26 protein-coding genes and 2 tRNA genes are annotated in these 26038 nt (G+C 66.2%); 9 read left to right on the forward strand and 19 right to left on the reverse strand.

Going from position 1 to position 26038, the window contains the following annotated elements:
• Positions 1-281: 281 nt before the first annotated feature.
• The 8 genes from VRZ77_RS09290 to hisD all read right to left on the reverse strand — a co-directional run bounded on the left by VRZ77_RS09290 (position 282) and on the right by hisD (position 5289).
• Positions 282-641, reverse strand: coding sequence for a response regulator transcription factor (locus VRZ77_RS09290; protein WP_414592460.1), 360 nt, complete (start codon positions 639-641; stop codon positions 282-284).
• Between the two features lie 124 nt (positions 642-765).
• Positions 766-1422: a response regulator transcription factor gene (locus VRZ77_RS09295; RefSeq protein WP_414592374.1), complete on the reverse strand. Its 657-nt coding sequence runs from the start codon at positions 1420-1422 to the stop codon at positions 766-768.
• 378 nt (positions 1423-1800) lie between these two features.
• Positions 1801-1876 (reverse strand) — tRNA-Phe (locus tag VRZ77_RS09300).
• 134 nt (positions 1877-2010) lie between these two features.
• Positions 2011-2235 (reverse strand): DNA gyrase inhibitor YacG, encoded by a 225-nt coding sequence (yacG, locus tag VRZ77_RS09305; RefSeq protein WP_414592375.1) that lies wholly within the window; start codon positions 2233-2235, stop codon positions 2011-2013.
• Entirely contained in the window at positions 2232-2855 is a 624-nt protein-coding gene (locus VRZ77_RS09310; protein WP_414592376.1) for a Maf-like protein, read from the reverse strand. The genes yacG and VRZ77_RS09310 overlap by 4 nt, the downstream gene beginning before the upstream one ends.
• 126 nt (positions 2856-2981) lie before the next feature.
• On the reverse strand, positions 2982-3389 hold the full coding sequence (locus tag VRZ77_RS09315; RefSeq protein WP_414592461.1) for a low molecular weight phosphatase family protein: 408 nt from the start codon (positions 3387-3389) through the stop codon (positions 2982-2984).
• Positions 3390-3476: 87 nt separating this feature from the next.
• Positions 3477-3986 carry a UPF0262 family protein gene (locus tag VRZ77_RS09320; RefSeq protein ID WP_414592377.1) on the reverse strand — a complete coding sequence of 170 codons (510 nt, stop codon included), beginning with the start codon at positions 3984-3986 and terminating at the stop codon, positions 3477-3479.
• Between the two features lie 10 nt (positions 3987-3996).
• Complete coding sequence (gene hisD / locus VRZ77_RS09325; protein WP_414592378.1) at positions 3997-5289, reverse strand: histidinol dehydrogenase; 1293 nt, start codon at positions 5287-5289, stop codon at positions 3997-3999.
• A gap of 174 nt (positions 5290-5463) precedes the next feature.
• On the opposite strand from hisD, the gene VRZ77_RS09330 reads away from it, so the two are divergent.
• The gene (locus tag VRZ77_RS09330) at positions 5464-6312 is read left to right on the forward strand and encodes an AbiJ-NTD4 domain-containing protein (RefSeq protein ID WP_414592379.1); all 849 of its coding nucleotides are present in this window, start codon (positions 5464-5466) and stop codon (positions 6310-6312) included.
• Between the two features lie 4 nt (positions 6313-6316).
• On the opposite strand, the gene VRZ77_RS09335 is transcribed toward VRZ77_RS09330, so the two are convergent.
• The 3 genes from VRZ77_RS09335 to VRZ77_RS09345 all read right to left on the reverse strand — a co-directional run bounded on the left by VRZ77_RS09335 (position 6317) and on the right by VRZ77_RS09345 (position 8589).
• Entirely contained in the window at positions 6317-6805 is a 489-nt protein-coding gene (locus tag VRZ77_RS09335) for a DUF2948 family protein (protein WP_414592380.1), read from the reverse strand.
• Positions 6806-6906: 101 nt separating this feature from the next.
• Complete coding sequence (gene murA, locus VRZ77_RS09340) at positions 6907-8196, reverse strand: UDP-N-acetylglucosamine 1-carboxyvinyltransferase (protein ID WP_414592381.1); 1290 nt, start codon at positions 8194-8196, stop codon at positions 6907-6909.
• A 165-nt stretch (positions 8197-8361) separates the two neighbouring features.
• Positions 8362-8589 (reverse strand): hypothetical protein, encoded by a 228-nt coding sequence (locus VRZ77_RS09345; protein ID WP_414592382.1) that lies wholly within the window; start codon positions 8587-8589, stop codon positions 8362-8364.
• A gap of 190 nt (positions 8590-8779) precedes the next feature.
• Between VRZ77_RS09345 and VRZ77_RS09350 the strand changes: the two genes are divergently transcribed.
• The 4 genes from VRZ77_RS09350 to VRZ77_RS09365 all read left to right on the forward strand — a co-directional run bounded on the left by VRZ77_RS09350 (position 8780) and on the right by VRZ77_RS09365 (position 12361).
• Positions 8780-8854 (forward strand) — tRNA-Thr (locus VRZ77_RS09350).
• A 326-nt stretch (positions 8855-9180) separates the two neighbouring features.
• Positions 9181-10218: a hypothetical protein gene (locus tag VRZ77_RS09355; protein ID WP_414592383.1), complete on the forward strand. Its 1038-nt coding sequence runs from the start codon at positions 9181-9183 to the stop codon at positions 10216-10218.
• 53 nt (positions 10219-10271) lie between these two features.
• Complete coding sequence (locus tag VRZ77_RS09360) at positions 10272-11354, forward strand: hypothetical protein (protein ID WP_414592384.1); 1083 nt, start codon at positions 10272-10274, stop codon at positions 11352-11354.
• Positions 11351-12361 (forward strand): acyltransferase family protein, encoded by a 1011-nt coding sequence (locus tag VRZ77_RS09365; RefSeq protein ID WP_414592385.1) that lies wholly within the window; start codon positions 11351-11353, stop codon positions 12359-12361. The genes VRZ77_RS09360 and VRZ77_RS09365 overlap by 4 nt, the downstream gene beginning before the upstream one ends.
• 96 nt (positions 12362-12457) lie before the next feature.
• On the opposite strand, the gene VRZ77_RS09370 is transcribed toward VRZ77_RS09365, so the two are convergent.
• Positions 12458-12850, reverse strand: a complete 393-nt coding sequence (locus VRZ77_RS09370) for a GFA family protein (protein WP_414592386.1) — start codon at positions 12848-12850, stop codon at positions 12458-12460.
• A gap of 249 nt (positions 12851-13099) precedes the next feature.
• Here VRZ77_RS09370 and serA point away from each other — a divergent pair, with 249 nt between their 5' ends.
• Positions 13100-14389, forward strand: a complete 1290-nt coding sequence (gene serA, locus VRZ77_RS09375) for a phosphoglycerate dehydrogenase (RefSeq protein ID WP_414592387.1) — start codon at positions 13100-13102, stop codon at positions 14387-14389.
• A gap of 100 nt (positions 14390-14489) precedes the next feature.
• On the opposite strand, the gene VRZ77_RS09380 is transcribed toward serA, so the two are convergent.
• Positions 14490-16808: a Tex family protein gene (locus VRZ77_RS09380; protein ID WP_414592388.1), complete on the reverse strand. Its 2319-nt coding sequence runs from the start codon at positions 16806-16808 to the stop codon at positions 14490-14492.
• Between the two features lie 142 nt (positions 16809-16950).
• On the opposite strand from VRZ77_RS09380, the gene VRZ77_RS09385 reads away from it, so the two are divergent.
• Entirely contained in the window at positions 16951-18441 is a 1491-nt protein-coding gene (locus VRZ77_RS09385; RefSeq protein ID WP_414592389.1) for a carboxypeptidase M32, read from the forward strand.
• A 3-nt stretch (positions 18442-18444) separates the two neighbouring features.
• Here VRZ77_RS09385 and VRZ77_RS09390 read toward each other — a convergent pair whose 3' ends face one another.
• The 6 genes from VRZ77_RS09390 to VRZ77_RS09415 all read right to left on the reverse strand — a co-directional run bounded on the left by VRZ77_RS09390 (position 18445) and on the right by VRZ77_RS09415 (position 23645).
• Entirely contained in the window at positions 18445-19185 is a 741-nt protein-coding gene (locus tag VRZ77_RS09390; protein ID WP_414592390.1) for an aspartate/glutamate racemase family protein, read from the reverse strand.
• A 2-nt stretch (positions 19186-19187) separates the two neighbouring features.
• Entirely contained in the window at positions 19188-20492 is a 1305-nt protein-coding gene (locus VRZ77_RS09395) for a TRAP transporter large permease (RefSeq protein WP_414592391.1), read from the reverse strand.
• Between the two features lie 58 nt (positions 20493-20550).
• Positions 20551-21072, reverse strand: coding sequence for a TRAP transporter small permease subunit (locus VRZ77_RS09400; protein WP_414592392.1), 522 nt, complete (start codon positions 21070-21072; stop codon positions 20551-20553).
• Between the two features lie 27 nt (positions 21073-21099).
• Positions 21100-22146 carry a TRAP transporter substrate-binding protein gene (locus VRZ77_RS09405; protein WP_414592393.1) on the reverse strand — a complete coding sequence of 349 codons (1047 nt, stop codon included), beginning with the start codon at positions 22144-22146 and terminating at the stop codon, positions 21100-21102.
• Positions 22147-22406: 260 nt separating this feature from the next.
• On the reverse strand, positions 22407-23249 hold the full coding sequence (locus VRZ77_RS09410; protein WP_414592394.1) for a MurR/RpiR family transcriptional regulator: 843 nt from the start codon (positions 23247-23249) through the stop codon (positions 22407-22409).
• 72 nt (positions 23250-23321) lie between these two features.
• A complete protein-coding gene (locus tag VRZ77_RS09415) occupies positions 23322-23645 on the reverse strand; it encodes a hypothetical protein (protein WP_414592395.1) in 324 nt (107 codons plus the stop codon).
• 294 nt (positions 23646-23939) lie between these two features.
• On the opposite strand from VRZ77_RS09415, the gene VRZ77_RS09420 reads away from it, so the two are divergent.
• Together VRZ77_RS09420 and VRZ77_RS09425 are read left to right on the forward strand one after the other, a co-directional pair.
• Positions 23940-24479, forward strand: a complete 540-nt coding sequence (locus tag VRZ77_RS09420) for a TRAP transporter small permease subunit (protein ID WP_414592396.1) — start codon at positions 23940-23942, stop codon at positions 24477-24479.
• A gap of 76 nt (positions 24480-24555) precedes the next feature.
• Positions 24556-25968, forward strand: a complete 1413-nt coding sequence (locus VRZ77_RS09425) for a TRAP transporter large permease (protein WP_414592397.1) — start codon at positions 24556-24558, stop codon at positions 25966-25968.
• The last annotated feature ends 70 nt before the right edge of the window (positions 25969-26038 follow it).

Genomic DNA, 26038 nt, shown 5'->3' on the forward strand with positions numbered 1-26038 from the left:
GCGGGGCGATGCGGCGGGTGGCGGGGGTGGTCATGGCGGCTCTCCTTGAGAAGGATGGCCGGCGGCCGGCTCGCGGGGAGAAGCGAGCGGCCGCCGTACCGGGGCATCTGACGGTGAATACGCTAGACCCGCGCTCGCCCGGAGCCTATTGGCTCTAGGGGTGAGCCGCTCATACATGAGTGTGAGGCTGGCCTGGCGCGTTGCCACAGGCAAAAAAAGCCGGCGCAACCCTCGCCGCGCCGGCTTAAATACTCGCGTTAGCTGAATGAAACAGACGCCCCTCAGGCGATGCCGCCGAGCGCGTGGTCGAGGCAGGCGATCATCTCGGTACCGTCGAACGGCTTGGCGAGAAAGCCGATGGCACCGCCCGCCGCCGCCTGCCGGCGCACGCGCTCCTCAGGGAAGGCGGTGATGAAAATGAGCGGCGTTTGGAAACCGTCCGCGCGCAACGCCTCCTGAAGCTCGATGCCGCTCATGCCGGGCATCTGCACGTCGGTGATGACGCAGGCGGCATCGGGCCGTCGCGGCGAGCTGAGGAAGTCTTCGGCCGAGGCGAAGGTGCTGACCGTGAGGCCGAGCGAACGCACCAGGCTGGCCGTAGCGGTCCGAACCTGTTCGTCATCGTCGATGATCGCGACCATCGCGGGCTGGCGCACGATGAATAATCCTTTGAAACCCGCCGGAACTTGGCCGGCGATACGTCGTGTCTCCCTTTTGTATAGGCCCCGGCCTGCCTCGCCGGAATCATATCTAGGTTTGCAGTGCCTATCTCTTCGGAGCTTCGATGCCGAGAAGCTCGGCCATGCGCACGAGGTCGGCGAGCGAGCGCGCGCCCATCTTGCGCATGACATGGCCGCGATGAATTTTCACCGTGATCTCGCTCAGATTGACCGCGGCGGCGACCTGCTTGTTCATCAGCCCGGAGGTGACGAGCGCCATCACTTCCTTCTCGCGCGGCGTCAGGGTCTGGTAGGCGTCCTGAACGCCTGAGGCCGCGCGGTCGGCCTCGCGCCGCACCCGGTCCTGCTCGATGGCGGTGGAGACCGCGTCGAGAATATCCTGATCGCGGAATGGCTTGGTGAGGAAGTCGACGGCGCCGGCCTTCATGGCGCGCACGGTCATGGGAATATCGCCATAGCCGGTCATGAAAATCACCGGCATGTTCAGGCCGGAGCGGGCGAGCTGGGACTGGAAGTCGAGCCCGCTGACCCCCGGCAGGCGGATGTCGAGCACCAGGCAGCGCGGCGTGTCCGGCAGGCTCGCCGCCATCAGCTCGGCCGCCGAGCCGAACAGCTGCACCTTGAGGCCGATAGAGCGGAACAGGCTGGAAAGCGCCTCGCGTAGCGCGATGTCGTCGTCGACCACGATGACGACGGGTTCGGCGGCGGGTTCGCCGCGGCGCGGCGTGGCGGGCGCTGTCACGATATCGGTTCCTTCACGGCGGGGAGGGCAGGAGGCACGCCATGCCGCACCCCGCTCCGGGCAGGAATGCGGCCAGCATGAGCTGTGATGATAGACAGGCTGACGGAAACGCCCAGCCCCTTCCACCGGATTTCCAGCCGTGGAACGGTGCGAAGCGCGGTGGCCCGTCGTCCTGGCGTCACGCCTTCAGCGGTATCGCAGATCCGCCCGGTGACGCTCCGTGGCGCGGCATGCCGGCATGATGCGACGCGTGGCTGCTTCTGCGAAGCGGCGACGAGCCAGAAAACGAGGGCTGTGAGACCGCGGCAGGAATAATGACGAACTGGCGGAAACACACCGCCCCCGCGCTGAAAAATCTAGCGATACCAAGGGGGTAGATGGTGCCCAGGGACGGAGTCGAACCGCCGACACTGCGATTTTCAGTCGCATGCTCTACCAACTGAGCTACCTGGGCGTAGCCGGCAACGGCGCGGGGCCGTGCGGAGCGGGGCGGTTTATAGAGTCTCGATTCCTCCCTGTCCATACGCGCCGACAGGGAAAATGCGTCTTTCCCCAGACGCTCCAGCCCCGTCCGGTTCCCGGCGCGCGTCAGCGCTCGCGTGGCGGAGCGGGGGCGAGCGGGGCTTCCTCGCCGTCCTCGTCGTCATCCTCGGTGGCGGGTATCGCGTAGCTGCCGCTCAGCCAGCGGTGCAGGTCGACATCGGCGCAGCGGCTGGAACAGAACGGGCGATATTTCTCCACCGGCGGCTTGCCGCAGATCGGGCAGCCCTTGCCGGGTGCGCCTTTCTCCGGCGTGGCGTCCTTGCCGCTCATGCCGGGTTGCCCCAGGCGTGGTGCACCGGATAGCGCTCGCCGGCGAGCATCGCCACGGTCTCGGCCAGCGGCAGGCCGACCACATTGGTGTAGGAGCCGACCATCTTGATCACGAAGGTCGCCGCTAGCCCCTGGATCGCGTAGCCGCCCGCCTTGCCCAGCCATTCGCGCGAGGCGACATAGGCGTCCATCTCCTCGCGGGAGAGCCGTTTGAAGCGCACGCGCGTCTCCACCAGCCGGGTGCGGACCGCGCCCTTGGGCGTCATCAGCGCGACGCCGGTATAGACGCGGTGCGCGCGTCCTGAGAGCAGGCGCAGGCAGTCGGCCGCCTCCTCGGAAATCTCGGGCTTGGGCAGAATGCGCCGGCCGACGCCGACCACCGTGTCGGCGGCCAGCAGATAGGCGCCCTCATACTCGCCCACCGCCTTGCGGCGGGTGTCGGCGGCGCGCAGCTTCTCCTGCGCCAGCCGCAGCGCGAGCCGGCGCGGCAGCTCGCTGCGCTCCGGGGTCTCGTCGATATCGGCGGGCAGCAGGGCGTCGGGTTCGAGACCGGCCTGCGCCAGCAGCGCCAGCCGGCGCGGCGAGCCCGAAGCCAGAACCAGGACAGGATGTCCGCTCACTCAGGTCAACTCCTCGTTCCACCGGGACGGAATGGCCGGTGGCGGCATCGGCAGGCCGGCCGCCGTCAGATGGAATCATCCGGCCGACAAGTAAAGGCTCTGCGAACAGCAATGCGCGCCCGCGCGTCAGGACGGGCGGAACCTGAGGCGTATCCGCTGCTCCAGTTCGTCGCGGACCGCGCGATAGGCGTCCATGCGCTGCTCGCGATTTCCGGTTTCCAGCGTCGGGTCCGGCGTCGGCCAGTATTCCACGTCGATGGCGTTGGTGCGGGTGAGCTCCAGCGCGCGGTGATGGGCGTCGGGCGAGAGCGTGATCACGAGGTCGAAGCCGAGCCCCTCGTTCTCCTCCAGCTCCTCCAGCGTCTGCGGACGGTGGCGGTGCACGTCGAGGCCGATCTCGTCGATCACGGCGGAGACGAAGGGATCGCTCTCGCCCTTCATCACCCCGGCGGAGCCGACATAGATCGAGCGGCCGAACAGATGGCGCGCCAGCGCGGCGGCCATGGGCGAGCGTACGCAGTTCTGCCCGCACATGAACAGCACCGCCTGCGGGCGCTCTTTGCGGGCAGCGCGGGGCGGCTTGAGCGAGGGCGGCAGGTCCGGCGGAGAGGCGATCACCGCTCACCCCTTCCAGTGCAGCGCGCACATCAGCGTGAATAGCCGCCGCGCCGTGCCGAAATCGACGTCGATCTTGTCTTTCAGCCGCGCGCGCAGCAGTTCCGAGCCCTCGTTGTGCAGCCCGCGCCGGCCCATGTCGATGGCCTCGATCTGCGAGGGTGTCGCGGTGCGGATCGCCGAATAATAGCTCTCGCACACCAGAAAATAGTCCTTCACCACGCGGCGCAGCGGGCTGAGCGAGAGATGGTGCGCGACCACGGGCGCGCCATCCTGCCGCGAGATGTCCAGCACCAGCCGCCCATCCGCCAGCGACAGAGTGAGGATGTACGGCCCCGGCTCGACATCGCCGCAGGGCGCGAAGCTGTTCTCTTCGATCAGGTCGTAGATCGCGATGGCGCGCTCATGCTCGATGTCGCGGTTGGACCGGCCGATCGAGGCGGCATCAAGGGTCACCGCCACGAGGCGGCGCGTTTCGGCATAAGGATCGGAGGGGGGTACGTCCTCGTCCGCCATGCCGGCCCCGTCACAGGTTGAGGCGTATGGCGACTGAGCGGGCATGGGCGCCAAGCCCCTCTGCCTCGCCGAGCGCGATGGCCGCCGGCCCAAGCGCGCGAAGCTGCTCGGGGCCGCATTTCAGAATCGACGTGCGCTTCATGAAGTCCAGCACGTTGAGGCCGGAGGAGAAGCGTGCCGAGCGGGCGGTCGGCAGCACGTGGTTCGAGCCGCCGACATAATCGCCGATCGCCTCGGGCGTGTGGGCGCCGAGGAAGATCGCGCCGGCGTGGCGGATCTCGCCTGCCAGCAACTCGGCATCGGCGCACATGATCTCCAGATGCTCGGGGGCGAGGCGGTTGGCGAGCGCGCTCGCCTCGCCGAGAGTGCCGAGCCGGATCACTGCGCCGAATTCGCGCCAGCTTTCCTCGGCGATGTCGCGGCGCGGCAGGGTGGCGAGCTGGCGCTCAACGGCAGCGATGACGGCTTCCGCGAGGGCGTCGCTGTCGGTCATCAGGATCGATTGTGCGGCGGTGTCGTGCTCGGCCTGCGCCAGCAGGTCGGCGGCGATCCAGTCCGGGTTCTGCTCGCCATCGGCGATCACCAGCACCTCGGACGGCCCGGCCACCATGTCGATCCCCACCGTGCCGAACACATGGCGCTTGGCGGCGGCGACATAGGCATTGCCCGGGCCGACGATCTTGGCCACGGGCGCGATGGTCGCCGTGCCATAGGCCAGCGCCGCGACCGCCTGCGCACCGCCGACGCGATACACCTCGTCGACGCCGGCGAGGCGCGCGGCGGCGAGCACCAGGGGATTGAGCACGCCGTCCGGCGCCGGTACCACCATGGCGAGCCGGGAGACGCCCGCGACCTTGGCCGGCACCGCGTTCATCAGCACCGAGGACGGATAGGCCGCCGTGCCGCCCGGCACATAGAGCCCCACCGCGTCGATCGCGGTCCAGCGATGGCCGAGCTCGACGCCGAGCGCGTCGACATAGCGCCCGCCCTCGGGCAGCTGCTTGGCGTGGTGCGAGCGGATGCGCTCATGCGCGAAGGTCAACGCCTCCAGCGTCTTGGCATCGGCCGCCATCACCGCGGCATCGATCTCCTCTTCGCTCACCCGGATGCCGAGCGCGCCAAGATCCACCCGATCGAACTGCTTGGAGAGCGCGATCAGCGCCTCGTCGCCGCGCGTGCGTACCTCCTCGATGATCCGCGCTACCGCCTGCGCCACATCCTGCGACACCTCGCGCTTGGTGCCCAGAAAGGCCTGGAAGCGGTCGGCGAAGTCGTCGGAGCGTGTGTCGAGGCGAAGCGGCATCTTTGGGTCCTGCGGCAGGGCGGTCAGGTCGGCATTCGGCGCCGGGGCGGCATAAATGACGGCTACCCTATCGCAACCGCTTCGCCGGATGACAAGGGGCGTAAACGCGGCGCTGCCTTGTAGCGAATCGTGGCCAATGCCACGCTGAAACAATGCCAACGAGATTCACGACGAATGGACCGTAAATCACTGACTTTCGAGCAGGCGGAAGGTGTGGAGCCTCTGCCCTCACAGCTTAATCGCAAAGATGTGTCGCCTCGCGTCCGCGCGACAATTTGGGCGGTACTTGAAGAAGAAATTCGCACCGAAGAAAGGCCATACGGCAAATTTGGCCCCCTGTGGTTTAAGATTTTTCGTAACGAATACGCTTTTCGTCAAGGTCGTCCAATTGATGAATTCGTTAACAGTTTTGCATCGTATTATAATAAAATAAAATCCGAAATAATGAATGCGGATTACATTCAAGTTTTTGGATTTTTACAGTGGGTCATCCGAGATCCCAGTACTCCCAAAAATTTCATTACAGAAATCGCCGAAGGGCTCGCATGGTCGCATGCCGCCTACAGGTTGATCGACGGCGACACGCTAGTGCCGGTCTCGGATCCTTTGGTCACAGAAGCTCTTGAACGGGCGATGGCGGATGCTCGCTCCTCCGGCATGGGGGCTGGGCTCGCTCATCTGCGCAGCGCCATCGATCAGCTAGCTACTGACCAATACGCCAATAGCGTGCGCGAGAGCATCCATGCCGTCGAGGCAGTGGCGCTGCGGCTCAATCGGGGTTCGAAGACTCTGGGCACGGCACTGACACGACTGGAGGCCAACGGTACCATCCACGAGGCTATGAAAAAGGGCTTCTCGGCGCTCTATGGCTACACGAATGACGAACGCGGCATTCGCCATTCGCTGATTGAGGGCGAGGCCGCGAAAGTCGATGAGGCCGATGCGCTTTTCATGCTCGGTGCCTGCGCGGCCTTTGTCAGCTACCTCATCGCGAAAGGGCAAGCGGCCGGGCTGATGAAGTGACGCTTCACTCCGCCGCGTCGTGGCAGGGCGTGCCCTTGGCGTCCCAGGCCGGGCCGAGGTCTTCCAGGCCGGCTTCGAGGCATTCCACGTGGAGCTGCACCTCGGCGCCGCCGGAAAACAGGAAGGTGACAACGCCGGACGGCGAGTCGGTTTCCTCGAAGGTCACGGCGAGCAGGTTCAGTGTCGCCTCCTTGGCGGCGAGGTCGATGCCGCGCAGCTTCGCCCCCATCACCCGCTCGAAATGCATGCCCGAGCGTCGGCGCACGCAGGGGCCAGCGATCTGGGCCGGCTTCTGCCCCGCGGCCGCCATCGCCTGCGCCTTCACCTCGGCCTGCACCGCCTTTTCCCAGTCGAAGCGGTTAGCCAGCAGCGCGAAGCGGTGCTCCTTCGGCAGATAGGTCATGTCGCCGACTGAGATCACCGCGTCCTGGAGATGGACGGAAAGCACCGAGAGATCTTCCGCATCCAGCGCGATCAGCTTGAGCCCTGCCATGTCGTTCCGTCTCCGCAGCGTTACACAGCGCGAAGATGGCGTCGCAGGCCGCGTCCGGCAAGGGACGGAAGAGTGCTTAAGCCATGCTCCGGTCGCGCAGCTCAGCCGGCGAGGCGCTCGATCTGCGCACCACAGGCCGAGAGCTTCTCTTCCAGCCGCTCGAAGCCGCGGTCGAGATGATAGACCCGGTGGATCATGCTCTCGCCTTCCGCCGCCAGCGCGCCGATCACCAGCGACACCGAGGCGCGCAAATCGGTCGCCATCACCGGGGCGCCCTTGAGCCGCTCCACGCCCTCGATGGTGGCGGTCTCGCCGTCGAGATGGATGCGCGCGCCGAGCCGGGCCAGCTCCTGCACATGCATGAAGCGGTTCTCGAAGATGGTCTCGGTGATGCGCGAGGTGCCAGATGCCCGCGTGGTCAGCGCCATGAGCTGCGCCTGCAGGTCGGTCGGGAAGCCGGGGAACGGCGCGGTGGTCACGTTCACCGGGGAGATGCCGGCGCCGTTGCGCTTCACGCGCAGCCCCTCATTGGAAGGTATGATCTCCGCGCCGGCCTCGCGCAGCGTGTCGAGCGCGGAATCCAAGAGGTCCGCCCGCGCGCCGGCGAGCATCACGTCGCCGCCGGTCATCGCGACTGCCATCGCATAGGTGCCGGCCTCGATGCGGTCGGGCAGCACGGCGTGGCGGGCGCCGCGCAGGCGCGGCACGCCGACGATGCGGATGGTCGCGCTGCCCTGTCCCTCGATCCGCCCGCCCATGGCGTTGATGCAATTGGCGAGGTCGACGATCTCCGGCTCGCGCGCGGCATTCTCGATGATGGTCTCGCCGTCCGCGAGGCTGGCGGCCATGATCGCGGTATGGGTGGCGCCGACCGAGACCTTCGGAAAATCGATGCGCGCACCCTTCAGCCCTTTCGGGGCGCGGGCGAGCACATAACCGGCGTCGATCTCGATGCCGGCGCCGAGCGCCCGCAGCGCGTCGAGATGGAAGTCCACCGGGCGCGTGCCGATGGCGCAGCCGCCGGGCAGCGACACCTTGGCCTGCCCCATGCGAGCGAGCAGCGGGCCGATGACCCAGAAGCTGGCGCGCATCTTCGACACCAGCTCATAGGGCGCGGTGGTGTCGACGATGACGCGGGCGTCGATCTCCATGGTCTGCCCGGCATAGGCATCGTCGCCCCGGCGCTTGCCGTTCACGGTGATGTCGATGCCGTGATTGCCGAGGATACGCTGCAGCTGGGCGACATCGGCGAGACGCGGCACGTTTTCGAGGATCAGCTTTTCCTCGGTGAGCAGTCCGGCGATCATCAGCGGAAGGGCGGCGTTCTTGGCGCCGGAAATCGGAATCGACCCGTTGAGGGGATTGCCGCCGACGATGCGGATGCGGTCCATGCGGTTTCAGGCTCCTTCGTCCGAGGGGCGGCGCGGCGCCATGACCTTCGGCAACAACATCGTCCGGCAATGCAACGAGGATCGGGCCGATTCGTGGCGCCGCCGTTCGCCGGTCTCTCGTCTAAGGGTCTAGCGCGTGTGGCGGGGCGAGACAACGCGCGCGGCTCAGCCGCCGGAGTTGCCCGCCTTATCCACTGCCGGCACGCCTGCATCTGCCGGTGGGCCGACGGTCTCCGCCTGTCCCGCATTCGCCTCCCTTGCGCTCTCTTCCCCCGCGCCTGCCTCAGCCTGCCGGCCGCGCGCCTGCGTCTTGCGGCGCTTGAGATTGGCCCGCAGCGCGGCCGCCAGACGTTCGGCGCGGGCCTTGGCCTCATTGTCTTCCGAACGGCTCATGAAGGCTCCTGTCGTGTGCGGGCGACGCTTCGGCGCGGCCGCGCGCTCCGCACCATCTCCGGCCCGGCAGGCGGGTGATGGGCGCGATGTTCACAGCGCGATGCTCTACGTTGGATGCAGACGCTTGCACAGACCGGCGCGCTGTGGCAAACACCGCCCCGCCTCGACGGGCTCAACGCCCTCGGGAAGCGCTGCGGTAGCTCAGTGGTAGAGCACTCCCTTGGTAAGGGAGAGGTCGAGAGTTCAATCCTCTCTCGCAGCACCATTTTTCCCATGGAAGTCACGCAATCGCTCAAAGAGTATCCGGCACCGTTCGTTTGGTGCCACGCGGCGGGTTTCCTGCGTCTGAGGCTGGCCCTGACCTCCGCGATGAAGGCGCCTTGCGCGCGATATTAAAGGATGGCTGAGGCGCCTGCCTGATCCCGGTCCCGCCGTCCGCACCCTACCCGGCAACGGTTGCGCCAGTGAGCCGATGCGGTGTGAATGGGAGGCGACGTCGCTTTGCATCGACGGATGAAACCACCGTGCTCTTCTGATACATTATGCCAGATTGAGATTCCGGAAGCTGGCGTTTTTTTGCAGGGGCAGCCCATGCGTGTCCGACTTCGGCCTTTTGGCCTTGCTCTTCTTGTTGTCGTTTCGATTGCTCTTCCGGTCATTGCCCGGGCTCAGGATCGTCTCTCTTATCCCGCCACGGCGGCCGTCGGGGCGGCACCGTCGTTGCAACTCGCCGCCGCGTCGCCGGCCGATGCGAGGGCGATGCAACTCGCCATATGGGGCTCAAGCACGTCGGGCGGGCTGCAGACGCCGCTGAAGCAGGTGGCGGCGGATCTGGGGATGGGCTTTCACGGCGGGGGACGCGGGGGTGACGGCAATGCCCAGATCCTCGCAAGGATGGGGGCGGCGCCGATCCATCTCGACGCCTTCACCCTACCGCCGACCGGTCCTGTGTCTGTGACGTCCGATCTGTGGGTCGGCTTCTCGAAGGTCGGGCCGACCTATCCCGGCTATCTCGACCTCCCGGTGCCGATCGCTGGTACGCTGGGGTGGGACGCCGAGAACAAGACGAGGATCTTCACCCGCGCCGTCGCGGGCACACCCTTGGAAGTGCCCGCGGACACGAAGTTTGTCCCCGACGCGGCCAGCCAGTTCCGCAGCGCCGTCACCATCATCGGATGCGGGAAGAACAACGTCACGGCCCGCGCAACGGTGGAAGATGTCGTCTGGGGGAACCGTGCGGCCTATGACTGGCTGGCGCCCACCGCCCGGCATGTTTTCGTGCTCGGCCAGTTCACCAATCGGAACTGGGGGCCGGGGGAGGCGCGCTATGACCTGCTCGTAGCCGTGAGGCGCGATGAAATGGCGCGCTTCGGTTCCGACTATATCGACGTGCAGGGCTGGATTCTGAGCGGCCAGGCCTTCACCGATCTCGGCATCGAGCCGACAGCCGAAGACCGGGCGGATATCGCCGCGAGCCGCGTGCCGGCGTCTTTCTTCCAGGACAGCCAGCACCTCAACGGCAAGGTGCGCAGGGGCATCGTGGCCTTTTTGATCAAGCCGCGGCTGGCGGGCTTGGGACGGTATGAGCAAGGCGTCGCTCATGCTACTCAAGGGGCGAAGCCGCAGTAAAATCGCGCGGCGGACTTTTTTGATGCGGACTGATTTTCGAAAGATCGACGGTAATGCAATACGCGTCCACACCAGCGACCTCGCGTGAACCGAAGATCATCATTCGGTTCTCCCTCGTCGTCATTCTGGCGATGGTGCTGCTGTATTTCGCCATCGTCTTCGGCCTTCGAGGGGCTTTCAGCGACACGGCTGGCAGTGATTCATCGACGGTGAAGCAGCTCGCGGAATCGGGATCTTTCGAAGATGTCGGCTCCTACGCGATGACCGCGTTCATCTACGCGCTCATTCCGTCCCCGCTGCGGCTGCCCTTCGTCTATGCGACAGGTGTCGCCTATATCATCTTCGCGCTTCGGACTGCCAATGATCGTTACTCCCTGGCAGTCGTCTCCTTCATCATGATTATGCCGCTGCTGACCGCAGTGGGTACCTTTCAGAAGGACCTTTTGCTGGTCTGGTTTACATTGCCGGTTGCCTATGTCTTTCGATCAAATGCGACCTTGTCGCGATCCATCCTCGTATATATCATATTCTATTCTCTATATGCGCTATATTTTAGAAAATACTTTTTTCTGATTATGTTTGTTACTTTCGCCTTTTACATATTTTTTGCCTATAATTATAAATTCAAGCTGATGGCAGTATTCGTTTCAATTGCCGTATTGCTTCTTGTTCCGACGGATGTGCTCTATCAGTTGCAGATTCCTCGCGATCGGGCGAATTTCGTGCGTCTGATCGAGGGTGTCCGCGGTGTGCGAACGGCGTTCCTGAACCCATACCCGATCGACGGCTTGTGGCATTTCACATTGAATTATCTCAATGCGTTCTGGATGCTGGATTTTTCCTTGATATCAAGAGGTTTCAGCATTCGAGAAGCCTTCCTGACGCTGAATGTCGTGGTCTATGTCTTCGCCATGTGGCGCGGCCTCGTTGACAAGGACCTGAAGATGAAATTCCTTGGTGCGATGATCGCCGGCCACTTCTTTCTTATTCATGTGTTCGAGCCGGATTCAGGGTCGTTCCTTCGTCATCTCAGCGCCAGCCTGTTGTATGTAACCATTATTATTTCGAAATTTTCTTATGAGACACGGCTGAAGTACCGCAAGGTCGTGTATCGCCCGGTGAGATTTGCAACATGACTGAATCGACCAGTGCCGGCGCCTATTTTGCGCGAGGCGTTGTTATTGTCTTGATGGTGTACGGTCATATCTCACTGATTGGCAGCACGCTCCACGCGCAGGAAGTCATTTACGAGTTCATGCATTCGTTCAGAATGCCTGTTCTCATTATGCTGACCGGCTTTTTCTTCAGCTTCCACCGTCCGGGCCCCGAAGTGGCGTATCGCTCGTTCCGATACGTGGTCGTGCCGTACTTCATATTTGAGCTCGGATATATTCTGATCCATTTTTCGGCGAATTATTTCGGTTTCATCAAAACCAATACCGCGCCGATCGCGACCTGGGCCGAATTTTTTCATACGATCTTCTTCGCTCCGACCGGGCCTTACTGGTACCTGTACAATCTCGGCTTCCTCCAGCTGGCCGTGGCGGCGGCGATCTATGTCACACGCGGCATGCAGGGGCGACAATTCGAGCTGGTCGCGCTGATCTTCATCTTCATGCTCTGGTATCTGCGCGTGCTGAACACGGATTTCATCGTGTTCTATCTGATCGGCGTCGCGATGCGCTGGCGTGGCGAGGAACTGACTGCGGGCATCCTGATCCCGCTGATCGCCTTCATCGGCTTCGCCTATCTCGGCGCGGGCCATATCGACGCGAGCTACACCCTGCGCGTTCCCTTCGTGGTCGGGACGGCTCTGCTTCTGGTCGGCATCGGCGCGCGGTTCGCCGCTTCCACCCGCATCGTCGCCTATCTCGGCATGAACTCGATGTCGATCCTGTGCTGGCACGCCTACATCATCGCCTGCCTGCGGCCGTTCGCGTCGCTGTTCCTGTCGGTCGATCCGACCGGCATTTCCTATGTGCTGTTCGCCACCGTGCTTGGAACCATCGGCTCGCTTTGGCTGACGCGGCTGACCGACCGTATCGGGCTATCGTCCCTTCTGTTCGGAATGGACAAGGCGACCCGCGACCTCAAGCGCCCGCGACCAGCCGCACCGAAGGTCGCGCCGGTGGCTGCCGAGTGATGAGGCGCTGACGTCCCGGGGCGTGATCCTATCGCGCGCCGGGCGACCGAGCTGCCGCGATGTCGGTGGAAACCGGCGGTGGCGCGGCGGTGGGCGCTACCCTTCCTCACGCTCCTGTGTCTCCCGGTCGCGCGGGTAATGGCGGGCAAGAGGGAAGGGCGGTAGCCAGGCTTCGCGGCGGAGGGTCCAGAGCTCATAGGTCGGGGTGAAGCAGTCGGTCGTGTCCAGCGCGCCGAGATGGACCTCCACCTCGTCGCCGCTACGCCCGAACACAGATGAGCCGCAGCGCGGGCAGAAGAAGCGGCCTGCATAGTCGCGGGTCTCGCCCTCGATGCTCACCGCGTCCTGCGGGAAGATCGCCGAGGCGTGGAACAGCGCGCCGTGATGCTTGCGGCAATCCAGGCAGTGGCACACGCCGACCCTGTAAGGGCGCCCAAACGCTATGAAACGCACGTCGCCGCACAGGCAGCCTCCGGTTACGCGGTCCATGCGTCCTTGCTCCTTTTGCGCCGATGCGCCGGCCATTCTGTCCGAAGCCGCGCGCCCCGGCCAGCGGGGGACTTCCGCCGCGCCGGCTGCGTGCGGCGCGCAAGGCTGGGCTGCGCGGAGGCACCGATCGGCAGCTCGAACTGGACGCCGGACGCAAAAGGATTAAGTTCCCGCCCGCCCGTGGATGCAAGCGCTCGCGGGCGGGGAAAGGTACGCCGCCAAGCCGGCCGCCTTTCGCCGGGAGCCCCAATGCCTAAGGACGCCGAGCCCGTGTTCCATCGCCCCATCGAATCGCCGCAGCTTTCGCTGTCCAAGGACAAGATCCGCGTCCTGCTGCTCGAAGGCGTCAATGACAGTGCCGTCGAGATCATGACCGCCGCCGGCTACTCCAACATCACGCGCCTCGCCAAGGCGCTGGATGGCGATGCGCTGAAGGACGCGCTCAAGGGCGTCCACCTGCTCGGCATCCGCTCGCGCACCCAGATCACGGCGCAGGTGCTGGAGGCGGCCGACCGGCTGATCGCCATCGGCTGTTTCAGCGTCGGTACCAACCAGGTGGACCTCGACGCCACCCGGGTTCACGGCATTCCCGTGTTCAATGCGCCGTTCTCCAACACGCGCAGCGTCGCGGAGCTGGTGATCGGCGAGATCGTGATGCTGCTGCGGCGTATTCCCGAGCGCTCGCGCGCCGCCCATGACGGGCGCTGGGACAAGTCCGCCAGCAACAGCCACGAGGTGCGCGGCAAGACGCTGGGCATCGTCGGCTATGGCAATATCGGCACGCAGCTCTCCAACCTCGCCGAGGCGATGGGCATGAAGGTGATCTTCTACGATCACACCGACAAGCTGCGCCACGGCAATACCGAGGCGGTGAGCAGCCTGCACGAGGTGCTGGCGCTCAGCGATATCGTCAGCCTGCACGTTCCCGAGACCCCGGCGACCCAGAACATGATCGGCGCGGCGGAGTTCGCGGCGATGAAGGACGGCGCCTATTTCATCAACAACAGCCGCGGCACCGTGGTGGACCTCGACGCGCTGGCCGACGCGCGCCGCTCGGGCAAGCTGCGCGGGGCGGCGGTGGATGTGTTCCCGGTCGAGCCGGGCTCGAACAATGAGCGCTTCGTCTCGCCGCTGCAGGGGCTGGATAACGTGATCCTCACCCCGCATATCGGCGGCTCGACCGAGGAGGCGCAGGAGCGCATCGGCTCGGAAGTGGCGCGCAAGCTGGTGGATTACAGTGACACCGGCTCGACCATGGGCGCGGTGAACTTCCCGCAGGTGCAGCTTCCCGCCCGCCCGCTCGGCACGCGCTTCATCCAGGTGCAGCGCAATCTGCCGGGCATGCTGGGGCGGCTCAACGAAGTGCTGGCCCGCCACCACGTCAATATCGCCGGCCAGTATTACGAGACCTATGCCGATGTCGGCTATGTGGTGCTCGATGCCGACGCCTCGGCGGCCGATAGCGAGCGGGTGCTCTCGGACATCCGCAAGCTGGAGGGCACGATCCGCGCCCGGCTGCTTTACGAATACAAGCTCTGAGCGGCACGCTGGCGAGCCGGCGCGAAATGGCGACGCCCACGCCGTGGTGAGGCGTGGGCGTGCGGTCTACTCGCCGTAGAACGGGAGGACGCCGACGCGCTCAGCGTCGCTTCAGCGCGTCCAACAGCGCGGCGCCGAGTGCGCCCTGCGGCTCGCGGGCTGGCGCTTTTGCCGGGCGGGGCCCGGGCGCAGGGCGGTCGTTGCGCGGCGCGGCGTCGACGGGCGGGCGGCCGGAAGGCGCGCCATCCTTGCGCATGGAAAGCCCGATGCGCTTGCGCTTGAGGTCGACCTCGACCACACGCACCTTCACCACATCGCCGACCTTCACCACCTCATGGGCGTCCTTCACGAAGCGGTCGGCGAGCTGGGAGACGTGCACCAGCCCGTCCTGATGGACGCCGATATCGACGAAGGCGCCGAAAGCCGCGACATTGGTCACAGTGCCTTCCAGCATCATGCCGGGCTTGAGGTCCTTCATGTCGTCGATGCCGTCGGCGAAGGTGGCGGTCTTGAACGCCGGGCGGGGGTCGCGGCCGGGCTTGTCGAGCTCGGCGATGATGTCGCGCACCGTGGGCAGGCCGAAGCGCTCGTCGACGAACTGGCGGGGATCAAGGCTCGACAGTGCTCCGCTGTCGCCCATCAGGCTGCGCAGGTCGCGCCCGCAGGCCTTCACGATTTTGCGTGCCACGCCATAGGCTTCCGGGTGCACGGCCGAGGCGTCCAGCGGCTCGGCGCCGTCGCGGATACGCAGGAAGCCGGCGCATTGCTCGAAGGTGCGCGGGCCCAGCCGCGCCACATCCAGCAATTGCCGGCGGCTGGCAAAGGCGCCGTTGGAGTCGCGATGGGCGACGATAGCCTCCGCCAGCGAACTGCCGAGCCCGGAAACGCGCGCCAGCAGCGAGGCGGAGGCGGTGTTGAGGTCGACGCCGACCGCGTTCACCGCATCTTCCACCACCCCGTCCAGCGCGCGGGCGAGGTGGTACTGGTCGACATCGTGCTGGTACTGGCCGACGCCGATCGACTTGGGTTCGATCTTCACCAGCTCGGCCAGCGGGTCCTGAAGCCGCCGGGCGATCGAGACCGCGCCGCGCAGCGAGACGTCGAGGCCGGGGAATTCAGCGGCCGCAAGCTCCGAGGCGGAATAGACCGAGGCGCCGGCTTCCGACACCACGACCTTCAGCGGCTTGGGTGCGGGCATGTCGCCCAGCATGTCGGCCACCAGCTTCTCGGTCTCGCGGCTGCCGGTGCCGTTGCCGATCGCGATCAGCTCGACGCCATGGGCGCGAATGAGGCGCGCCAGCTCTGCCTGCGTGCCGCGCACGTCGTTCTTCGGCGGGAAGGGGTAAACGGTCGTGTTGGCCAGCAGCTTGCCGGTGGCGTCCACCACCGCGGCCTTGACGCCGGTGCGGATGCCGGGATCGAGCCCCATCGTGGCGCGGGTGCCGGCGGGGGCGGCGAGCAGCAAGTCCTTGAGATTGCGCGCAAACACGTTGATGGCCTCGGTCTCCGCGCGGGTCTTCAGCTCGCCCATCAGGTCGAGCGAGAGGTGCAGCGCGAGCTTGACCCGCCAGGTCCAGCCCGCCACCTCGCGCAGCCAGGCATCGCCCGGCAGCCGGTCGCCGATGCCGTTGGCGTCGAGGATCATCCGCACCACTGGCTTGATCGGGGCCGGATCATCGGCGTCGACCTCGATCTCCAGCGACAGCACATCCTCGTTGCGGCCGCGCAGCATGGCGAGCGCGCGGTGGCTCGGCACGCCGGACCAGCGCTCCACATGGTCGAAATAGTCGGAGAACTTGGCGCCGGCCTCCTGCTTGCCGTCGACCACGCGAGCGCGGAGCTGGGCGTGCTGGCGCAGATGGGCGCGCAGCCGGCCGAGCAGATCGGCATTCTGGGCGAAGCCCTCGGAGATGATGTCGCGCGCGCCTTCCAGCGCCGATTTCACGTCCGGCACCTCTTCGGAGAGGTAGGAAGTGGCCAGATCGGCCGGCGCATCGGCGCGGTTGGCAAGGATGGCATCGGCCAGCGGGCCGAGCCCGCGCTCGCGGGCGATGTCGGCGCGGTTGCGGCGCTTGGGCTTGAAGGGGAGATAGATGTCCTCCAGCTCCGCCTTGGTGGTGGCGCCGGCGAGGGAGGCTTCGAGCTCCGGCGTCAGCTTGCCCTGCTGGCGGATCGACTCGACGATCGCGCCGCGCCGCGCCTCCAGCTCGCGCAGATAGGCGAGGCGCTCGCCGAGCCGGCGTAGCTGGGTGTCGTCCAGCCCTCCGGTCGCCTCCTTGCGGTAGCGCGCGATGAAGGGAACGGTCGCGCCCTCGTCGAGCAGCGCGATGGCGGCGGCGGCCTGCTGGGGACGGGCGCCGATCTCGCCGGCGATCTGGCTGGCAAGGCGGGCGGCGAGGGCGGCGGTATCGACGGTCATCGTGTCTCTTGGAATCGCTTCGGGGGCGCGACGATAGTCACCCGCGCCGGCAAATGCCAAGCGACGGCGAATGCCAAGAGGCCGCCAATGCCACCGGGCGGCGAATATGCTAGGCCGTCTCTCCCGCCGGAGAAGGAACGTCATGACCGCTTATGCTTCGCTCGCCCGCCATTTCGGCCGCGTCAGTGCCATGTCGAACGCCATCGGCATCTTGCAATGGGACAGCGACACCATGATGCCGTCCGGCGCGGCGGCTTCCCGCGCGGAGAGCCTGGCGCTGCTGCGGGTGCTGGCGCACGGGATGGCGGTGGACCCGCGTATCGGCGACTGGCTGGAGGCGGCCGAGGCCGAGAGCGAGCTCACCGACTGGGACCGCGCCAATCTGCGCGAAATCCGCCGCGTCTACACCGTCGAGACCGCGCTGCCGGCCGATCTGGTCGAGGCGAGCAGCAAGGCGATTTCCGCATGCGAGATGAAATGGCGGCAGGCGCGCGCCGACTCCGATTTCGCCGGGCTGCTGCCCTTTCTGTCCGAGGTGCTGAAGCTCCAGCGCGAGGCGGGCGCGGCCAAGGGCGAGAAGCTCGGCGTCTCGTCCTATGACGCGTTGCTCAACGACTATGAGCCCGGCGGCTCCTCCGCCCGCATCGACGCGCTGTTCGATGACCTGGCGGCCTTCCTGCCGGATTTCACGCGCAAAGCGCTGGACGCGCAGGCGCACCGGGCGGAGCCCGCATCCATCGAGGGGCCGTTCGCGATCCAGGCGCAGCGCCAGCTTGGGCTGAAGGTGATGGCGGCGCTCGGCTATGATTTCGAGCGCGGTCGGCTCGATATTTCCGCGCACCCGTTCTGCGGCGGTGCCGACAACGACGTGCGCATCACCACCCGCTATGACGAGGCGGACTTCGCCAAGGCGCTGATGGGCGTGATCCACGAGACCGGCCACGCGCTCTACGAGCAGGGCCGGCCCGCCGCCTATATGAGCCAGCCGGTCGGCCATGCGCGCGGCATGAGCGTGCATGAGAGCCAGTCGCTGATCATGGAGATGCAGGCGTGTCGTACGCCCGAGTTCTTCGCCTTCGCCGCCCCGCTGATGCGCGAGGCGTTCGGCGGTGCGGGGCCCGGCTGGGAGGCGGAGGCGATGTGGCGGCGCGCCACGCGTGTGGAACGCGGCTTCATCCGCGTCGACGCCGACGAGGTGACCTATCCCGCCCATGTCATCCTGCGCTACCGGCTGGAAAAGGCGCTGATCGCCGACGCCATGCCGCTCAGCGAGCTGCCGGCGGCGTGGAACGAGGGGATGCAGGCACTGCTCGGCATCACCCCGCCCAACGACCGGCTGGGCTGCCTGCAGGATATTCACTGGCCCTCCGGCGGCTGGGGCTATTTCCCCACCTACACGCTCGGCGCCATGACCGCCGCGCAGTTGTTCGACGCCGCCTGCCGGGCGGAGCCCGACACGCTGCCGGGCATCGCGCGCGGCGATTTCGCGCCGCTGGTCGGCTGGCTGCGCGCCAATATCCACGCGCAGGGCTCGCGCTACGCCACGGACGAATTGCTGACCCGCGCCACCGGCCGCCCCCTCGATGCCGGCGTGTTCAAGGCGCATCTCGCCCGGCGCTATCTGGGCGCGTGAGGCTCACCCGCCGGCGATGCGCATGGCGGGTCCCTTGGCGGGCGTGCGCCGGGTGAGGGTGGCGAGCGCTTCCGCCATCGTCACCGCTGCAAGCACGGCGTCGATGAGCGGCACGGATGTGTGCCCGCGCAGCCGATCGGCAGTTCCGGTCAGTCCGCCGGAGCCGAGCAGGATGGCGTCGGCGCCGTCCTCGTTCACCGCAAGATAGATGGCGCGCAACAGCTTCTCGTGCGCGGCCCGTCCGCCTTCCGCCGCCTCGGCAACGCCGATGCCGGCGGCCCGCGCGGTGGCGATGTCGGCGGCGCCGTGATGGCGGAGCTGCCGGCGAATGCCCGGCAGCGCCGCCTCCACCGTGGTGACGACGGCGAAGCGCCGGCCCAGCGTGCGCGCCGCCGCGATCCCCGCCTCCACCGCCCCGATCACCGGCGCCCCGGTCAGCGTGCGGGCGGCACAGAGGCCGATATCGTCGAAGGCGGCCAGCACATAGGCATCCGGCCGCGCGCCTGCGGGTGCGAGGCTGTCGCGCACCAGCGCCAGAACGCCCGGTTCGGCGGCGAGCCGGTCCGCCTCGCTCTCGATCGCGAACGGTCCCGCCGCCGGATTGACCACGCGGGCGAGCGTTGAGCCGGCGACCACACGCTCCACCGCCGCGCGGATATTGGCGGTGACGCGGGCATTGGTGTTGGGGTTGACGACCAGGAGGCGGGTCGACGCCGCCTCCCGGCCGGGCACTGACGGTCCCATGATCACCGCCCCGCCAGCAGGTCGGGCAGCCACATGACGAGCTGAGGGAACACCATCAGCAGCACCGCGAACACCATCATCAGCAGGACATAGGGCAGGGCTCCCCGCGTCACGTCGCTGTAGCTGCCGCCATCGGTGCGCACCCCATGGACCACGAACAGGTTCATGCCCACCGGCGGCGTGATGAGCGCGATCTCGCACATGATCACGATGAAGATGCCGAACCACACTGGCTCGATCCCCGCCGACACCACCACCGGGATCACGATCGGCACGGTGAGCACCAGCATCGACATCGCGTCCATGAAGGTGCCGAGCAGCACGTAGAACACCAGCAGCACCAGCAGCAGCGCGAGCTGGCTCAGCTCGAAGGCGGCGATCCACTGCGTCATGGCCTGCGCCGCGCCGGTCATCGAAATGGTGACGTTGAGCAGCAGCGAGCACACCAGCACGATGATGACCATGCCGCTGGTCTTCGCCGACTGGATCGAGCACTCGATCAGCAGGTCGAGCGTCAGCCGGCGGTTGAGCGCGACGAAGCCGAGCGCGATCATCACGCCGATCGCCGCCGATTCCGTCGGAGTGGCGAGCCCGCCATAAATCGAGCCCATCACCACGCCGAAAATCACCAGAGGCGGGATCAGATATTTGCCGAGCGCGAGCTTGTCGCGCAGCGGCATGTCGATCAGTTCGGTCGCCTGCGCGCCGGCCCTGCCGTGGAAGATGAAGATGTAGGCCGAGAACGCCAACGCCATCAGCACGCCGGGCACCACGCCGCCGGCAAAGAGCTGGCCGACCGAGGTGTTGGCGAGCGAGCCATAGACCAGCAGGTTGACGCTGGGCGGAATGAGGATGCCGAGCGTGCCGCCCGCCGCCAGCGAGCCGAGCGCCGGCGACATCGGGTATTTGTACTGCTGGAGCGCGGGCAACGCGATGGTGCCCACGGTGGCGGCGGTGGCGACCGAGGAGCCGGAGGTGGCCGAGAACAGGGTGCAGGTTGCGATGTTGGTGTGCAGCAGCCCGCCGGGCAGGCGCGCCAGCCACACCGCCATCGCGTCATACATGCGGTCGGCGATGCCCCCGCGCAGCAGCAATTCGCCCAGCAGCATGAACAGCGGGATGGCGAGGATGGACGGGCTGTTGACGCTCGACCAGATCACCCCGCCCATCATGTCGACGAGCGGCATGCCGTACATCGCATAGCCGCCCAGGGCGCCGACCGCGATGATGGCCACCGCGACCGGCAGGCTGAGGAACATGAGGAGCAGCATCAGCGAGAAGCCGACGCCGACAATGGCGATGCTCATGAGGGCGCTCCTTCGTGGATCAGGGCTTCGCGGCGCTTGAGGTCGTCAAGCTCGGCTTTCAGTTCGTCCTCGGGGGTGGGCGGGCGAAGCGGCGCGTCACCGCGCGCCAGTCGCCCGTCGCCAGCAGGCGCAGCGCCTGCGCGGCGAGGATGATGGCGGCGATGGGGAAGGTGGCGCTGGCGATCAGCCAGACCGTCTGCGGGTAGATCAGCGGCGTCGCCCAGGGGGTGGGGGCGATCGACTGATAGGCGAAGGTGTCCATCACCGTGTCGATGGTGAAGAAGAAGAAATAGCCGGCGAGCACCGCCATGGAGAGCACCGAGAGCGCATCCAGCACCGCCTGAACCGGCCTGGGGAACAGTGCGGTGAGCTGGTTGATGCGGATATGGGCATTTTCCACCAGCGCCACGGTGAAGGCGAGCGGGGCGGCGACCGCGATAGCGTAGCCGCCCAGTTCATCAATGCCGCCGAGCGAGACGGAGAACAGCTTGCGCAGCAGGGTTTCCGCCGTGATCGCAAGCGACAGCAGGATCATCAGCACCCCGAACAGGATGCCGAGCAGACGCGAATAGGTGTGCATGGCCGTTCTCCGTCGCGCCGGGCGGGATCAGAGGCCGAGCCCGGCGCCGACCGTGGCGCGCCAGCTCGCTTCGCAGTTCGGGGCCACCGCGTTGCACTGCTTGGCCCAGATCGGCAGCGACACTTCGCCGACCGCCGCGCCGACCGCCTTGAGATCGGCCTCGGACGGGGTGACCTCGGTGAGCTTGTAGGGCTTGCCGCGCTCGCAGGGCGTCTTGCCGGTGTTGCAGCGCATGGCGTCGGCATAAAGCTCCTCGGAGAACGCCCAGATGTCCGTGGTCAGCCCGCCGATGGCGGCGGCGAGCTTCTCCTGCTGCTCGGGTGTGAATTTCTTCAGGCTGTTCTGGTTGATGGCGTAGCCGTTGACGGCGAGCTGCAGCGCGATCGGCAGCACGGTGGTGGTGGCTTCCGGCCAGCCGCCGGAATTGGCCGAGGCCGGGCCGGTGATGGCGCAATCGACCACGCCGCGCGCCAGCGACTGCTGGACTTCGCCGAACGGCATTGAGATGCCGGTTGCGCCGAGCTTGGCGACGAAATTCGCCGCGCTCTGGTCGCCGACGCGGACCTTGAGACCCTTGAGATCGGACAGGCCCTTCACCTCGGGCTTGCAGAAGATCACCTGCGGGCCGGCGGGCCAGACGCCGAGCAGGCGGGCGTTGAACTGGCTCTGGATCCGGGCGTCGACGAAGGGCTGGAACGCGGCGATGTGCTCGCGGCCGGCGGCATAGGAGGTGTTGAGGCCGACGAGGTCCAGCCCCAGGATGGAGGGCTCGTCGCGGCTCACCTGCGGGCCGCGAATCGACACGATGTCGAACAGGCCGGATTTCAGGATGCGCAGCCCGTCCGTGTCCGGGATGCCGGCGACGTCGACCGGCAGGTACTCGACCTTGATGTCGAGCCCCGTGGTCTCGGCCAGCTTTTCGAAGAAGGGCCGTTCCTTCTGCTGGGCGATGAGGCCGGAGCCGGAGGGCTGGCCGAGCACGCGCAGGGTGATGGTCTCAGCGCCGGCAGGGGCGATCATCAGGGCAGAGAGCGCGCCGAGGAGGAGCTTTCGGGAGAGGACAATCTTGGGCATGCGGGTTTCCTTTGCGAACGATAAAGCGGGAGGGTTGCTGCGTACGCTCTGGAAGCGCTGCCGGGTGGGGCCGAGGCCGCTGCCGCCGCACTTCCTTACCGGAAAAGGAATACAGATTTCATGCCAACTTATAAGAAATCACAGTTTCATATTTATTTTCAAAGATTTATGAGGTTTCCGGGCCGCCGTTGGTTCATGAAATTCTGATTTCATGTGATTGAATAGTAGTGCGCAGTTTCGTGCAACTGCCCAAAGATCGATCAGAGTTCTTCCAGCGCGTCGTTCAGCGCCTCGATGCCGCGCAGCCTGGTGCGGCCGGCGGCGGCCGCTCTTTCGATGCAGCGCGTGGCGAGAAGCTGGCACACCGCCATCACCGCGACATGGCTGAACAGCGGGCCCGGCGCCAGCGTCTGGCAGCGCAGATGCCAGGCGGCGCTGGACAGGAAATTCTCGCCCTCGTCGGTGATGTAGACCAGCTTCGCCCCGCTCCTGTGAATCTGGTCGAGGATCAGCGGCAGGCGGGCGACACGCCGGCGCAGGCCGAACACCACCACCACATCCTGCGGGCCCAGACTCACCAGATGCTCGCCCAGCGTCTGCCCGGCGCCGGGAATGGCAATGATGTTCTCCACCACTTGGGTGAGCTGCCATTGCAGGTAGCTGGCGAAGGAGGCATTGGCGCGAAAGCCGATCACCCAGGTCTTGCGCGCGCCGAGAATGGCGTCGGCGATCGCACTCGCCTGCGCGTCGGTGATGGCGAGGAAGGTGGCTTCCAGATTGGCGATCGCCTGCGCGGTGTGGGCGGCGACCGACTGCTCGGCGGCCGAATCCACCGAGGTCGAAAGGAACAGCCGCGAGCCGGTCTGCTTTTCGGCGCGGGCGTGGCGCCGGGCTTCCTCGTAATTCTCATAGCCGAGGCGCTGAACGAAGCGCGAGACCGTGGCCTTGGAGACATGGGCGAGCGCGGCCAGCTCCTGCGCCGAATAGCTCGCCAGTTCGCCGGGAAAATCGCAGACGAAATCGCCGAGCCGCTTTTCCGCCGGGTGAAGCGTGGGAAGCGCCTGCCGCACCCGGGTCAGGAAGGACCGTTCCTTGGACTGCATGACGACTCCCGCGAAACTCCAGTTTCACGACGGTCATACAATGCGGCGCCCGGCGCAAGGGCGCCCTCCGCCTCAGGCAGGGGAAAGCGGGCCGCTCTCGGCTCGGGGCAGCACGCGCAGGTGGATTTCGTCGGCGCCGGCGGCATAGGCGGCGGCGCGGGCCTTGGCGCCGGCCGGGCCGCTCCACAGCGGCTGGCAGCGCCCGGCCGAACGGCGGACGGCCAACGCGATGGCGTCGGGATAATCCGGGGCGTCGTCCACGGCATAGACCGAGAACACCTGCCGGCGGCCGCTGCCGTCGCGCCAGAGATGGAAGCGTCGCGCCAGAACGAGATCGGCCGCGCTCAGCGGTCCATCGTCGCTCAGGTGCCGGTCATCGGGTGCGGTGCGCATCATCATGTGAACAAAAATAGAACATCATTCCCCGGCGTCAATCGCCGCTGCCTATGGAATCGGCGAATATGCTGAAGGTTCCCCTACCAACGAGCGAAAGTCGCGGTTGCACACGCGAATGTGTGCGGGCATGGCGGGTGGCGGCTTGCGCCCTCCGGCGGTATCGGCCTGCCCCTTGAGAAAGCCGCGTCGGCCGGGCTTAAATTGCGTGAGACGATGGTCTATCTTGCGCAATCGTACACAAACGGCGGATTGAACGCCGAAATAAGAACACACCTTTTTCCGAGGGGACGTTGCATGGGTGGGCTTCTGGCCTTCAGCCGGGCTGTGGACTGGCTGAACGAGCGGTTCGGGCGCGTTGCCGATTATTGCGTGCTGGCCGCCTGCCTCATCAGCGCGGGCAATGCCACGGTGCGCTATCTGTTCAGCTATTCGACCAACGGGCTGCTGGAAATCCAGTGGTACCTGTTCGGCGCCTTGGTGCTGCTCGGCGCGCCCTATACGCTCCAGCGCAACGAGCATGTGCGGGTCGATCTCGTTTACATGGCGCTTTCGCCGCGTGGCCGGCTCTGGGTCGACGCGCTCGGCTTCACCATCATTCTGATCCCCGCCGGTCTCTATTTGTCCTGGCTGTGCTTCCCGTTCTTCTGGCAGGCCTTCGTGTCCGACGAGGTGTCGCAGAACGCCGGTGGCCTGATCCTGTGGCCGGCGAAGCTGTTGCTGCCGCTGGGCTTCGCACTGCTGACGGCACAGGGCGTCTCCGAGCTGATCAAGCGTGCCGCCGCGCTTCAGGGCGTGATCGAGGTTGAGACCGAGTACGAGAAGCCCCTGCAATAGCCGAGCAGACCGCGCGCCGTGAGGCGTCCCGCACCGCGTCCTCCCCCTATCCCTTTTCGCCAGAGACGAGCCCCGCATGTTTTCACACGGCGTAATGCCCCCGCTGATGTTCGCCGGCATGGTCTGCTTCATGCTGGCGGGCTTTCCGGTCGCTTTCTCGCTGGTCGCGGTCGGGCTGTTCTTCGGCACGGTCGGGATCCTGACCGATCATTTCCATCTCAGCTTCCTGCAGGCGCTGCCGCTGCGCTTCTACGGCATCATCTCCAACGACCTGCTGCTTGCCATTCCGTTCTTCACCTTCATGGGCGCGATCCTCGAGCGCTGCGGCCTGGCGGAAGACCTGCTGGAAGGCACCGGCAAGCTGTTCGGCAAGGTGCCGGGCGGCCTCGCCTATGCGGTGATCGTGGTCGGCGCGATTCTCGGCGCCATTACCGGCACGGTGGCGGCTTCGGTGATCGCCATGGGCGTGATCTCGCTGCCGGTCATGATGCGCTACGGCTACGACCAGAAGCTGGCCACCGGCGTGATCGCGGCGTCGGGCACCATCACCCAGCTCATTCCGCCCTCGCTGGTGCTGATCATCCTTGCCGAGCAGCTCGGCCGTCCGGTCGGCGAGATGTATCTCGGCGCCATCGGCCCCTCGATGCTGCAGGTGCTGATCTTCCTCGGCTATGTCTTCGTGATGTCGCTGATCAAGCCGCAGATCATGCCGCCGCTGCCGCCCGAGGCGCGCGGGGAGGGCGGCTGGCCGCTGATCTGGCAGGTGCTGCGCGGCATGGTGCCCTCGATCGTGCTGATCATGCTTGTGCTCGGCACGCTGGCCATGGGCCTTGCCACCCCGACAGAGGCGGGCGCCATGGGCGCGGTCGGCGCGATCCTGCTGGCGGCGGTGCACAGCCGTCTCTCCTGGACGCTGGTGCGTCAGGCCATGGCCTCGACCGCCCGCATCACCTCCATGGTGGTGTTCATCCTGATCGGCGCCACCGTGTTCAGCCTCGTGTTTCAGGGCATGGACGGCGCGCTGTGGATCGAGCACCTGCTGTCCCAGCTCCCCGGCGGGCGCCTGGGCTTCCTGATCTTCGTCAACGTCTTCGTCTTCTTCATCGCGTTCTTCCTCGACTTCTTCGAGATCGCGTTCATCATCGTGCCGCTGCTGGTGCCGGTGGCGATCAAGCTCGACATCAACCTGATCTGGTTCGGCGTGCTGCTCTGCGTGAACATGCAGACCGCCTTCATGCACCCGCCCTTCGGCTTCGCGCTGTTCTATCTGCGCGGCATCGCGCCGCCCTCGATCAAGACCTCCCAGATCTATTGGGGCGCGATTCCGTGGCTGTTCATGCAGCTCATCCTCGTGGTGGTGGTGATCATGTGGCCGGAGGCGGTGACCTACTGGATCAGCGCGGGGCCGACCGTCGACCCCAACACCATCGAGCTGAACATTCCGCAATTGGATGCGCCGCCGCTGGAAATGGGGCCGCCGCAGTTCTGACGCGGCATCGCGACATCGCCAACAGGCCCGATCCCGACCGGATCGGGCCTGTTGCATTTCTGGGGTATCG

The sequence above is a fragment of the Ancylobacter sp. G4_0304 genome (assembly GCF_047501495.1).
Lineage (GTDB): Bacteria > Pseudomonadota > Alphaproteobacteria > Rhizobiales > Xanthobacteraceae > Ancylobacter.